The organism is Isoptericola nanjingensis, assembly GCF_050311635.1.
In the GTDB taxonomy this organism is placed as follows: Bacteria; Actinomycetota; Actinomycetes; order Actinomycetales; family Cellulomonadaceae; genus Isoptericola; species Isoptericola nanjingensis.
Window position 1 is genome coordinate 248,291 of the sequence record NZ_JBNOZL010000008.1, and the last position, 11,103, is coordinate 259,393.

The 11,103-nt window shown below is 75.4% G+C and carries 11 protein-coding genes; 6 read left to right on the top strand and 5 right to left on the bottom strand.

Annotation, left to right across the window (positions count from 1 at the left end; all coding sequences use genetic code 11):
* Positions 1-134 precede the first annotated feature (134 nt).
* Genes ACQP6G_RS17450 through guaA form a run of 3 tightly spaced genes read left to right on the top strand, consistent with a single transcriptional unit; the run spans position 135 to position 3,147 of the window.
* Positions 135-803, top strand: coding sequence for a hypothetical protein (locus ACQP6G_RS17450; protein ID WP_429766145.1), 669 nt, complete (start codon positions 135-137; stop codon positions 801-803).
* Positions 800-1,489: an OmpA family protein gene (locus ACQP6G_RS17455; protein WP_429766147.1), complete on the top strand. Its 690-nt coding sequence runs from the start codon at positions 800-802 to the stop codon at positions 1,487-1,489. Before ACQP6G_RS17450 ends, ACQP6G_RS17455 begins: the two co-directional genes overlap by 4 nt.
* Before the next feature lie 50 nt (positions 1,490-1,539).
* Complete coding sequence (gene guaA / locus ACQP6G_RS17460; RefSeq protein WP_429766148.1) at positions 1,540-3,147, top strand: glutamine-hydrolyzing GMP synthase; 1,608 nt, start codon at positions 1,540-1,542, stop codon at positions 3,145-3,147.
* A gap of 135 nt (positions 3,148-3,282) precedes the next feature.
* Here the strand turns inward: guaA and ACQP6G_RS17465 are convergent, their stop codons facing one another.
* Positions 3,283-3,843 (bottom strand): hypothetical protein, encoded by a 561-nt coding sequence (locus tag ACQP6G_RS17465; protein ID WP_429766150.1) that lies wholly within the window; start codon positions 3,841-3,843, stop codon positions 3,283-3,285.
* 125 nt (positions 3,844-3,968) lie between these two features.
* On the bottom strand, positions 3,969-5,141 hold the full coding sequence (locus ACQP6G_RS17470) for a glycosyltransferase family 4 protein (RefSeq protein WP_429766152.1): 1,173 nt from the start codon (positions 5,139-5,141) through the stop codon (positions 3,969-3,971).
* Positions 5,142-5,275: 134 nt separating this feature from the next.
* Between ACQP6G_RS17470 and ACQP6G_RS17475 the strand changes: the two genes are divergently transcribed.
* Positions 5,276-5,977: a hypothetical protein gene (locus ACQP6G_RS17475; RefSeq protein WP_429766153.1), complete on the top strand. Its 702-nt coding sequence runs from the start codon at positions 5,276-5,278 to the stop codon at positions 5,975-5,977.
* A gap of 61 nt (positions 5,978-6,038) precedes the next feature.
* On the opposite strand, the gene ACQP6G_RS17480 is transcribed toward ACQP6G_RS17475, so the two are convergent.
* Positions 6,039-6,656, bottom strand: a complete 618-nt coding sequence (locus ACQP6G_RS17480; protein WP_429766154.1) for a hypothetical protein — start codon at positions 6,654-6,656, stop codon at positions 6,039-6,041.
* Positions 6,656-8,161 carry a PspC domain-containing protein gene (locus tag ACQP6G_RS17485; RefSeq protein ID WP_429766155.1) on the bottom strand — a complete coding sequence of 502 codons (1,506 nt, stop codon included), beginning with the start codon at positions 8,159-8,161 and terminating at the stop codon, positions 6,656-6,658. The genes ACQP6G_RS17480 and ACQP6G_RS17485 overlap by 1 nt, the downstream gene beginning before the upstream one ends.
* Positions 8,162-8,298: 137 nt before the next feature.
* On the opposite strand from ACQP6G_RS17485, the gene ACQP6G_RS17490 reads away from it, so the two are divergent.
* Both ACQP6G_RS17490 and ACQP6G_RS17495 read left to right on the top strand, forming a co-directional pair.
* Complete coding sequence (locus ACQP6G_RS17490) at positions 8,299-9,663, top strand: sensor histidine kinase (protein WP_429766156.1); 1,365 nt, start codon at positions 8,299-8,301, stop codon at positions 9,661-9,663.
* A gap of 68 nt (positions 9,664-9,731) precedes the next feature.
* Positions 9,732-10,346 (top strand): LuxR C-terminal-related transcriptional regulator, encoded by a 615-nt coding sequence (locus tag ACQP6G_RS17495; protein WP_429766298.1) that lies wholly within the window; start codon positions 9,732-9,734, stop codon positions 10,344-10,346.
* Here ACQP6G_RS17495 and ACQP6G_RS17500 read toward each other — a convergent pair.
* Complete coding sequence (locus ACQP6G_RS17500; protein ID WP_429766157.1) at positions 10,312-11,067, bottom strand: sirohydrochlorin chelatase; 756 nt, start codon at positions 11,065-11,067, stop codon at positions 10,312-10,314. The two genes, ACQP6G_RS17495 and ACQP6G_RS17500, sit on opposite strands and share 35 nt — an antisense overlap.
* Positions 11,068-11,103 lie beyond the last annotated feature (36 nt).

Here is an 11,103-nt window from a genome sequence, read left to right on the forward strand (position 1 = left end):
CCATCCGGGCACGCCCCCGGGATGGGGAGTGCTCCCCCTCGCGGGTGATACCCGGCGGGGGTGGCGTGTGCCACAGTGAGCTCGCCCCGCCTCGCGCCGGGGCGAGTCGCGCCCCCCGAGCCCTGGAGAAGTCGATGTCCCCTCGTGCCCGCACGTCCGCCCTGCTGCTCGCCGGCGCCCTGCTCGTCCTGTCCGGGTGCACCGGCGGGGGCGCCGAGGAGGAGGGCGGGACGTCTGGAGCGGCCGCATCGGCCACCCCGGAGGCCGAGGCGGCCGCGGATCCTGGCACGGCGTCCGTCGCCGACCAGGTGATGGCGGAGCAGAAGATCGCGACGCCGCACGGCTCGGACGCGGCCCTCGGCGGCGAGGTGACCGTGTCGCTGCGGGCGGTCGAGGTGGCCGGCGGCACGACGACGGTGCGCTGGGCGCTGCGCTGGGACGACGACGCGTCGCCCGCCGACGCGGGGGCGAGCTGGTACGACATGAGCGTGGAACCCAGCACGACCGTGACGGACCGGGCGGGTCTCAAGGCGTACCGGCCGTTCTGCACCGAGGGCGCCTGGCAGGAGGACACCGACGACTCGACGAAGGCGGCGGTCGCGCAGATCAAGTGCCGTGAGTCCATGCTCGTGTCCCCTCTCGAGAAGCACGCCTTCAAGTTCCCCAACCACGGCACCATCGAGGTGTCCGCCGTGCTGCCCGCGCCGGAGGGGGAGCCCGCGACGGTGGACGTCCTGCCCGCCGAGGGGCTGCCGCTGTTCACGGACGTGACGGTCACCTACGTCGACGGCGCCGCGAAGTGACGGCTCGACGGCCGCGGGGGACGGTGGTCGCGGCGCTCGCCGCGCTGCTCGCCGCGCTGCTCGCCCCGGGTGCTGCCGGCCCGGCCGTGGCGGGGACCGAGCCGAGCGCGTCGCCGAGCCCGTCGTCGGGCGCCGCTCCGACGGCCGACCCGGAGCTGATGCAGGAGGCGCGGGCAGCGCTCGCGGAGCAGGACGCGACCGTCGAGGCCGCGGAGACCACCGACGCGATGCGCACGGACGCCACGGTCGACCTGCGCGCGGGCGACTCGACGTTCGCCTTGGACGCCGCGGACTCCACCATCACTCTGGAGCAGAGGCAGGAGAAGAAGGACGACACGGTCGTCACGCTCACGTCCGACCTGCTGTTCGACTTCGGCAGGGCGACGCTGACGCCGGAGGCGGCGAAGGCGGTCGCGAGGCTGGCGGCGGACATCCCGCAGGACGCGACGGTGCGCGTGGACGGGTACACCGACTCGATCGGAACGGACGCGAAGAACCTCACGCTCTCCCGGCAGCGCGCGAACGCGGTCGCCGACGTGCTCGCGGCGGAGCGGCCGGACCTCACGCTGAAGGTGGAGGGCCACGGCGAGGCGGACCCGGTCGCGGACAACGAGGTGGACGGCCAGGACAACCCCGCGGGGCGGGCGCTCAACCGCCGCGTCGAGGTGACCTACCCCACCGCGTGACCCGTGGGACGGGCCCGGGAGCGGTACCGTCCGGCGGCTACGATGGCTCGGTGACGTCTCCCGCCACCGACACCCCCACCACCGCCGACCTGGCGCCCTCGCCGCGACCGGTCCTCGTCGTCGACTTCGGCGCCCAGTACGCGCAGCTCATCGCGCGCCGGGTGCGCGAGGCCCGCGTCTACTCCGAGATCGTGCCGCACACGTTCACCACCGAGCAGATGCTCGCCAAGAACCCGGCGGCCATCATCCTGTCGGGCGGCCCGTCGTCGGTGTACGCCACCGGCGCGCCGTTCGTGGACCCGGCGCTGTTCGAGGCCGGCGTGCCGGTGCTCGGCATCTGCTACGGCTTCCAGGCGATGGCGCAGGCGCTGGGCGGCACCGTCGCCCAGACGGGGCAGCGGGAGTACGGCGGCACCGAGGTCGAGGTGTGCGAGGCCGGCGTGCTGCTGGCGGGCACCCCCGACCACCAGACCACCTGGATGAGCCACGGCGACTCCGTGCACGCGGCGCCCGAGGGCTTCACGGTGCTCGCGACGTCGTCCGGCTCGCCCGTCGCGGCGATCGAGGACACCGGTCGCCGCCTGTACGGCGTGCAGTGGCACCCCGAGGTCAAGCACTCCGCGCACGGTCAGGCCGTGCTGGAGAAGTTCCTCTACGAGGGCGCGGGGCTCGCGCCCGACTGGACGGCCGGCAACGTCATCGCCGACCAGGTCGCCGCGATCCGCGCGCAGGTCGGCGACGCGCGCGTCATCTGCGCCCTGTCCGGCGGCGTGGACTCCGCCGTCGCCGCCGCGCTGGTGCAGCGCGCCGTCGGCGACCAGCTCACCTGCGTGCACGTGGACCACGGCCTGCTGCGCGAGGGCGAGGTCGAGCAGATCGAGCGCGACTTCGTCGCGTCCACGGGCGTGAAGCTGATCATCCGCGACGAGAAGGAGCGGTTCCTCACCGCCCTCGCGGGCGTGAGCGACCCCGAGACGAAGCGCAAGATCATCGGCCGCGAGTTCATCCGCGTCTTCGAGGACGCCCAGCGCGACATCGTCGCCGAGGCGGGCGCCCACGGCGAGGAGGTCAAGTTCCTCGTGCAGGGCACGCTCTACCCGGACGTCGTCGAGTCCGGTGGGGGCGAGGGCGCGGCCAACATCAAGAGCCACCACAACGTGGGTGGCCTGCCCGACGACCTGCAGTTCGAGCTGGTCGAGCCGCTGCGCACCCTGTTCAAGGACGAGGTCCGCGCGGTCGGCCGCGAGCTCGGGGTGCCGGAGGAGATCGTCTCCCGCCAGCCTTTCCCGGGCCCGGGCCTCGGCATCCGCATCGTCGGCGAGGTGACGGCGGAGCGCCTCGAGACGCTGCGCCAGGCGGACGCCATCGCGCGCGCCGAGCTCACCAAGGCCGGCCTGGACGACGAGATCTGGCAGTGCCCCGTCGTGCTGCTGGCCGACGTCCGCTCCGTCGGCGTGCAGGGCGATGGTCGCACCTACGGCCACCCGATCGTGCTGCGCCCCGTGTCCTCCGAGGACGCCATGACGGCCGACTGGACGCGCCTGCCCTACGACGTGCTGTCCGTCATCTCCACCCGCATCACCAACGAGGTGAGCGAGGTCAACCGCGTGGTGCTCGACGTGACGAGCAAGCCGCCGGGCACGATCGAGTGGGAATGAGGGAGGCGGGCGTGGTGCGCGGCGGTGTCGTTCGTTCGAATGATTCGCTCGTTCCTCGCTCGGCTCTCACGAACGACACCGCCGCGCACCACGCCCGCAGGTAGCGGCGGGAGCTGTCTCCCGTCGGTGGATGTGTCAGGAGATGCGGAACGAGTTCGCCCGGTCGTTGAAGCTGCCGAGGTAGCTGTCCTTGTCGATGAACCCGGTGTACGCCCCCGTCTTGTTGTTGCCGTTGTAGAGGCGCACGTCGCAGCCGTTGTAGGTCTTGACGGAGCTGATCCGGTTGGACAGCGCGGTGCCGAGGTTGGCGCCGCCCTCGTTGTCCCCGGTGCCCGACGTGCAGCCGACCTTGTACTTCGGGTTGAACACGACGACCTGGAAGCCGCCGTAGTCCTTGTTCTGGTACAGCCGTGCGACGACCAGCCCGGTCCCCGGCTTCGCGTTCTTGCAGCCGAAGGTCCCGTCGAGGACGGCGCAGTAGTAGGTGGTGCTGGCAGCCGTGGCCGAGATCTTCAGGTCCTCGACCATGACCGGTGCGTCGCTGTCCACGCGCTGCACCTGGACCGGCGCCAGGTCGTCCGCGGGCGCGGCCGTCGCGGTCGGACCCGCGACCCCCAGCGCGGTGATCGCGGCGAGCCCGCCGACGACGGCGGCGAGCCGGGCGCGGACGTTGCGTCGTTGCGTCGTGATGGTCATCTTCGCTCCTCACGTCTGCCGGCGATCCCCTCGTCGCCGGTCACGGTGTGGGGGGAGCGCGGAGCGGGCGATCTTGATACGCCCGAGCAACGACGTGCCCGTGACCTGCGGTGACGCCGCCTCGGTCAGCGGACGAGCGATGCGGCGCGCTCGTACGCGCGGTCGACGTCGGCGAGCACGCGCGGCCACGACGTCGCGAGCTCGGCGGAGCGGTTGTGGGCGATGATCGCGTCGAGCAGGGCGGGGTCGTCGGCGAGGCGGACGAGGGCGCCGGCCATCGCCGCGTCGTCGTCCACGAGGAGGGCGTCGCGCCCGTCGACCAGGCGCTCCGCGACCCCCGACTGCGACCGGCTGACGACGGCGAGTCCGGCGGCCTGGGCCTCGAGCGCCGCGATGCCGAACGCGTCCTGCACCGCGGGGGCGACGAAGACGTCGGCGCGCACGTAGAGGCGCTTGAGCTCGGTCGGGGTGAGGCGGCCGACGAGCCGCACCGTGTCGGCCAGCCCGTGCTCGCGCACCCAGCGGCGGGCGTCGGCGAGCTGCGGGCCGTCGCCGCCGATGGTCGCGACCAGGCGCCCGGGGGCCTTCTCCATCGCGGCGGCGATCGCCTCCAGCATCGGCAGCACCCGCTTGCGCGGCGCGAACCGGGTGGCGGACACGACGTGCACCTCGCGCCCTTCCGCCCGCTCGCCCCGCTCGACGCGCGGCAGCCGCCAGGCGTCGACGTCGATGCCGTTGCCCAGCACCGACACGCGACCCGCCGCCGCGTCGGGCGCGAGTCGTCGCCCGACGACACGGCGCAGGGGAGCGGCGGTCAGCTCGCTCACCGCGGACCACTGGACCGGCCACGACGACCACCGGGTCACGCGGTCGAGCGCGCCGAACGCGCGATCCCAGCCGCCCCACACGCTGTGCACGGTGAGCAGCGCCGGCAGCCCGAGCCGGGTCACCGGGCGGAGCGCCAGCTCGACCGTCGGGGCGAGCACGCCCATGTGCAGGTGCACGGCGTCCGGGCGCCGCCCGTCCCCCTCGAGCTCGCGCAGCCGCGCCAGCACGTGCGCCGTCGAGCGCGGGTGGACGGGGAAGCCCCCCGGCACGCGGGCGGCGACGCGGTGCACGACGACGCCGTCGCCGTCGGTCGACGTCGTCAGGCCGTGGTCGCCGGGGGCGGCCGGCGTCGTGGTGATGACCTCGACGTCGTGCCCGGCCTCCGCCTGCCGGCGCGCGAGCCGGGCCACCTGGGTCTCGATGCCGCCGAGCAGCGGCAGGTAGGAGTCGGAGACGTGGACGATGCGCACCGGCTCATCCTGCCATCGGCAGCGGCGCGGCCACCTGCGGCTTCGCCGAGCCGAGGGCGTGCGTTGGCGCTACCGTGCGAGGAGCGGGACCTCTGGCGCACGCGCCACGGCACACACCTGAGGAGAGGTGCGACATGTCGAGCACTGTCACCGTTCATCCGACCAAGGGCGTCCGCGGGATCGGGATGATCACCGTCATCGCGGGCATCGTCATGATCGTGCTCGGCGTGGGCGTCTGGGTGGTCGTCTCCCAGACCCTCTCCGCCGAGGAGATCACCGTCTCCGAGGACGCCAACATGTTCGCGGGCCAGCACGTCGCCGGACCGTTCACCGCGTACGCGCAGGCGGAGGTGATCGACAAGCACGCCACCGAGATGGCCGACGGGAAGACCTATGCCCAGCTCGACCAGGACGACCCCGTCCGCGACAGCGTGATGGACGCGTCGTTCCTGCGCGCGTCGCTGTTCACGTCGGTGGTGGCGTTCGGTGTCTGCGCCCTCGTCATCGGCCTGGGCATCGTGTTCATCCTGCTCGGGAGCGCGCTACGCAAGCTCGCCGGCGGGCCGCAGGTGGTGATCGACTCGCCCTCGCTCACGTCCGAGGGCGGGCTGTCGCACGCCGCGCACCGCGCCGACCCGGTCGAGCCCGACCGGCCGTCGGCCCCGACGACGCCCGCCGCGCCGCCCGAGCGGCCGAGCACGCGCACGGCTCCCGAGGCGCCCTCCGCCGGGACGTCGGCGCCTCCCTCGACGCCGCCGTCTGCGTCCCCCTCGACGCCGCCGGAGAACCCGCCGGCCGCGCCGCCGGCGGGGGGCAGCGGCTCGCCGTCGGCCTGAGGCCCGACCCGCACGACGACGCGGCGGTGACCCTAAGGTCACCGCCGCGTCGTCGTGCGCGTCAGCGGGTGGTCGTCGCGCGGCGTCGGCGGCGCACCGCGCTCACCACGGAGCCGATCACCAGCAGGGCGCCCGCCGCGGCGAGCAGCACGATCGCGGCCAGCTCGACGTCGATGTGCGCGCCCGCGGCGTTGGCCACCAGGCCCACGCCGAAGGCGACGACGAGGAAGCCCCACACGATCGTGCTCGCCCGCGGGCCGGTGCTGGCCGGCGGCTCGTCCACGGGGACGGGCGCCACCGGGGGCGCGGGCGCCGCCTCCGCCGGCTCGGACGAGGCCCACCCCGACGAGGCCGGCTCGAGCGTCGGCTCGGGCGCGGCGGCGCCGTAGCCGGGGGCGGGCGTCTCCGGCGCGGTCGCCGCCGGCTGGGTGGGCCCGTGCTCGGTGACGGCGGGTTCCGCGGGCCGCTCCGGCTGGTCGAAGATCGACAGCGGGTCGTCCGGCCCCGCCACCGGGAACGCGCGGGTGTCGCCCGAGGCGGGGTAGGCCTGGGTCTCGTCGGCCGCGCGCAGCGCCCGGGTGTCGTCGGCCGCAGGCAGGGCCTGCGTCTCGTCCGCGGCCGGCAGGGCCTGGGTCTCGTCCGGCTCGGGGCCGGGCGTGGTGGACTTGTCGTCGCTCATCAGGACTCCTCGATGGTCAGGTTGCCGGCGCGCACGCCGACGTCGAGCAGCAGGCGGGCGCCATCGGCCTGGCGAGCCTCCTCGTTGGTGAACCGCACGGGACCGTTGGTGTAGGTGTTGACGGAGCGGTCCTGGCCGTCCACGAACCACTCGGCGTTGCCCGCGATGACCTCGACGTCGGCCTCCACGGCCGTGCCGTCGGGAATCAGGACGGTCGCGTTGCCGGCGGAGATCGTGACGGGGACGACGACGGGGTCGTCCAGCGGGACGTCGGACAGGTCGAGGTCGGTGAGGTCGACCGTGGCGTCGCCGAAGCGCACGTGCACGCCCTCCTCGGCCTCGGCGGTCGTCGTCGGGTGCAGGGTGCCGTCGCTGACGACCGCGGCCGCGCCGGACTGCTGCGGCGCGGCGTCCCAGAACTCCCAGGAGCTGCGGTCCCCGGCGAAGGGCCAGGTGAGGACGCCGGCGATCAGCGCGAGGATCGCGAGGAACGTCAGGCCGCCGCCACGCCGGCCGCGCAGGCCGGTCACGACGAGCCCGAGCCCGAGGACCACGATCGACGCGCCCAGCCAGGTGGGCCCGAGGGGCAGGTCGAGGTTCCCGGTGCGGTCCGCGACGAGGAGCAGCGCGCCACCGAGCAGCACGAGCCCGAGGACGATGCCGACCGCGGCGGCGCCGGGACCGCGCCGCACGGGACGCGGGGGCCGCGGCGGGCGCGGTGCGACGACCGGGGCCGCCGGGGGAGCGGCGGGCGCGGAGGCCCAGGCGCCGGCCGGCGCGGCGGGCGCCGCGGCCCAGGAGCCGGAGGGGCTGGAGGGCTCGGTCGGCGGCTGCGGCGCCGGCGGCGTCGTCAGGTAGGGCGCCGGCGGCGCCGGGGTGAAGGAGCCCGTGGACGACGGCCCGCCCGTGGTGGGGTCGTCGGTCGTGCCCGGCGCGGGCGCGGCCGGGTACGGGGGAGCCGCGGGGTACGGCGGCGCGGGCGGGGCGCCGGGGCCGCCGTTCCGCGGGCGGCGGTCGCGGATCAGCTTGACGACCAGCCAGACGATCCCGACCCAGACGGCCACCCACAGGAGGGCGCCGATCCACTCGATCCCGAAGCCCCACCAGCTCAGGCCGTCGCCCCAGGCGAAGCCGACGATCAGGGCGACGACCGCCCCGAGGAGCGCGACGTCGAAGTCCCCGCGGAACGCCTGCTGCAGGTGGATGCGGCCGTCCCGCTCCGGGAGCAGCGCCCACGCGATCGCGTAGATGACGATGCCCGCGCCGGTGAGGAAGAAGCTGAGGATCAGCAGGCCGCGCACCAGCAGCGGGTCCAGGCCGAAGCGCTCGGCCACGCCGCCGGCGACGCCGCCGACCCACCGGTTGTCGGACCGGGTGACGCCCATGCGGCGGATGGAGTCGAAGAAGCCGTCGCCGGAGCGGCGCGGAGGGGTGCCGCCCGCGGCGGCGGCGCCGCCGGGTCCGGGCTGCGGCCCGGGCGGCTGGGGGAGGTCGTCGGTGCTCATGGCTCCATCCTGGCGATCGGGGAGCCCGCGCGGCATCGGGTGCTGCCCTGACGCGACCCTGAATCGACGGGTCGAGCCACCCTGAAACCTCGGGATCCCGCGCCCCGGGGCGCCCCTGACGTGCCAGGATCGGGAGCATGACCACCGAGCGACCCCCGCGCCTCCCGCTGCGCCGGCCCCCTCAGGGGCGGGTGCTCGCCGGCGTCGCCGCGGGCCTCGCCGCGCACCTGGGCCTCCCGGTCCTCGTGGTGCGCCTCGCCCTCCTCCTGCTCACGCTGGTGGCGGGCGCGGGCGCGGTGGCGTACGTGTTCTGGTGGGTGACCGTGCCGTCGGGCGACCCGCGGCAGGCCGCCGACACCACGCCCACGTCCATGCAACGGCTCGCGCCGCGGCTGCGCCTGCGGGGGCCGGTCGCGGCCCTGCCCGTGCGGGACGTCCTCATCGGGGCGGCGCTCATCGCGGGCGCCTTCGTCCTGGTCGCGATCCGCGCGGGGTGGGACGTCGGGGCGTCGTGGGTGCTCCCGGCGCTCGTCGCCGTGGGCGGCCTGGCCCTGGCGTGGAGCCAGCTCGACGCCGCGCAGCGCGGCCGCGCCGGGGACGCAGGCTCGGGTACCCGCCGCTCGACGCTCGTGCTGCGGCTCGTGGGTGGCGTCGTCCTCGTCATGGTGGGGGTGCTGCTGCTCATCGGCCAGGACGCCCCCGTGCCCGTGCTGCTGCAGGCGGCCGTGGCGTCGCTCGCCGTCCTCGCGGGCGCGGCGCTCATGCTGGCGCCCTGGTGGCTGCGGCTGGTGCGCGAGCTGGGCGACGAGCGCGCCGCCCGTGCGCGCGAGGCGGAGCGCGCCGACATCGCCGCCCACCTGCACGACTCCGTCCTGCAGACCCTCGCCCTCATCCGCTCGCGTGCCGACGACCCGGAGGCGGTGGCCCGTATGGCCCGCGCCCAGGAGCGGGAGCTGCGCGAGTGGCTGTACACCGACCGCACCGCACCGGGCACGTCGCTCGCGGCGGAGCTGCGCGCCCTCGTCGCGGAGGTCGAGGACGGCCGCGCCGTCGAGGTCGAGTCGGTGATGGTGGGCGACTGCGTCCCCACGGAGGAGACCTCGGCCCTGCTGCAGGCGTCGCGCGAGGCGCTCGTGAACGCCGTCGTGCACGGCCGCCCGCCGGTGACGGTCTACCTCGAGGTGACCGACGCCGCCGTGGAGGTGTTCGTCCGCGACCGCGGCGACGGGTTCGAGATGGACGACATCGCGCCGGACCGGTTCGGGGTGCGGGAGTCCATCCTCGGGCGCGTGCACCGGCGCGGCGGCACCGCCGACGTCACCAGCCGGCCCGGCTGGGGCACCGAGGTGCGGCTGCGCATGCCGCGCGACGGGTCGGCCGCGCCGGCGGCGGAGCCTGCCGCCGGCCCCACCGCCGCCGGCCCCACCGCCGCCGGCCCCACCGCCGCCGGGCCCACCGACGAGAACGACCCGAGCACTGCCGACGAAGGAGCACGCACGTGACCACTCCCACCGACGCGACGCCGCAGCCGACGGGGCCGGTCCCCGTCGTGCTCGTCGACGACCACCACATGTTCCGCACCGGCGTGCGCGCCAGCCTGGACGGCCGGGTGCAGGTGGTGGGCGAGGCGGCGGACGTCGACCAGGCCGTGGCCGTGGTGCACGAGCACCGCCCGCCCGTCGTGCTGCTCGACGTGCACCTGCCGGGAGGCAACGGCGGCGGCGGGGCGGAGGTGGTACGGCGCTGCGCGGACCTGCTCGGCGAGACGAAGTTCCTCGCGCTGTCCGTCTCCGACGCCGCGGAGGACGTCGTGGCCGTCATCCGCGCCGGGGCGCGCGGCTACGTCACCAAGAACATCTCGGCGTCCGACCTCTCGGGCGCCGTGGTCCGCGTGGCCGGCGGGGACGCCGTCTTCTCGCCGCGGCTCGCGGGCTTCGTCCTCGACGCGTTCGGCACCTCCGCGGGCGACGTCGCCGTCGCTGACGACGAGCTGGACCGCCTGTCCAAGCGGGAGCAGGAGGTCATGCGGCTCATCGCGCGCGGCTACTCCTACCGCGAGGTGGCGAGCGAGCTGTTCATCTCCATCAAGACGGTCGAGACCCACGTGTCCGCCGTGCTGCGCAAGCTGCAGCTCTCCAGCCGCTACGAGCTCACGCGGTGGGCCGCGGCGCGCCGGCTGCTGTGAGCGGGTCGGCTCGACCAGCGGCGCGGTAGCGCTCGACGACGACGTCCACGAGCTCGGCGGGCGCGTCCTCGTGGGCGACCAGGAGCGGTGCGGTCGTGACGTCCCCGCCCGCCCGCGCGGCGAGGTCGGCGAAGAACCCCGGCGCGAGCAGGTAGGACGCGACGACGACGCGACGGCCCGGGTGCTGGGCCCGGGCGGCGTCGACCACCTCGTGCACGCGCGGGGTGGCGTTCGCGATGTACCCGACGGCGACCGGGCGGCCCAGGCGCCCGGCCAGGCGGGCGGCCGTGGTCTCGCAGTCGGCGACGGCGCGCGCGTCGCTCGACCCGGCGGCGGCCAGGACCACGGTGTCGTCGTCGCGCAGGCCTGCCTCGGCGAGGCGCTGCTCGAGCACGTCGACCAGGCGGTCGTCGGGCCCGAGCGCCCCGCCGAGCGTGACGTCGTCGCCGCCCGCGACGGCGGCGTCGACGTCGTCGCGCAGGTCGACGTGCACGTGGTACCCCGCCGACAGCAGCAGCGGCACCACGACGCTCGGCGCCCGGAGGCCACGCAGCCCGGTCAGGCAGGTCGGGACGTCGGGCTGCTGCACGTCGACGAAGCCGGCGTGCACGGGGACGCCGGGGAGGCGGGCGGCCACGGCCTCGACGAGGGTCGCGACGGCGCCGGCTCCGGTCGCGGACGCCGTCCCGTGCGAGACGGCGAGGAGCGCTGGGACGGTCATGCCGCGACCCTAGGGCGGGCGGCGTCCTGCGACGTT

Coding starts and splice junctions, on each gene's coding strand:
- ACQP6G_RS17450 (WP_429766145.1), top strand. CDS start 135: ATGTCCCCTCGTGCCCGCACGTCCGCCCTGCTGCTCGCCGGCGCCCTG.
- ACQP6G_RS17465 (WP_429766150.1), bottom strand. CDS start 3,843: ATGACCATCACGACGCAACGACGCAACGTCCGCGCCCGGCTCGCCGCC.
- ACQP6G_RS17475 (WP_429766153.1), top strand. CDS start 5,276: ATGTCGAGCACTGTCACCGTTCATCCGACCAAGGGCGTCCGCGGGATC.
- ACQP6G_RS17480 (WP_429766154.1), bottom strand. CDS start 6,656: ATGAGCGACGACAAGTCCACCACGCCCGGCCCCGAGCCGGACGAGACC.
- ACQP6G_RS17485 (WP_429766155.1), bottom strand. CDS start 8,161: ATGAGCACCGACGACCTCCCCCAGCCGCCCGGGCCGCAGCCCGGACCC.
- ACQP6G_RS17490 (WP_429766156.1), top strand. CDS start 8,299: ATGACCACCGAGCGACCCCCGCGCCTCCCGCTGCGCCGGCCCCCTCAG.
- ACQP6G_RS17495 (WP_429766298.1), top strand. CDS start 9,732: ATGTTCCGCACCGGCGTGCGCGCCAGCCTGGACGGCCGGGTGCAGGTG.
- ACQP6G_RS17500 (WP_429766157.1), bottom strand. CDS start 11,067: ATGACCGTCCCAGCGCTCCTCGCCGTCTCGCACGGGACGGCGTCCGCG.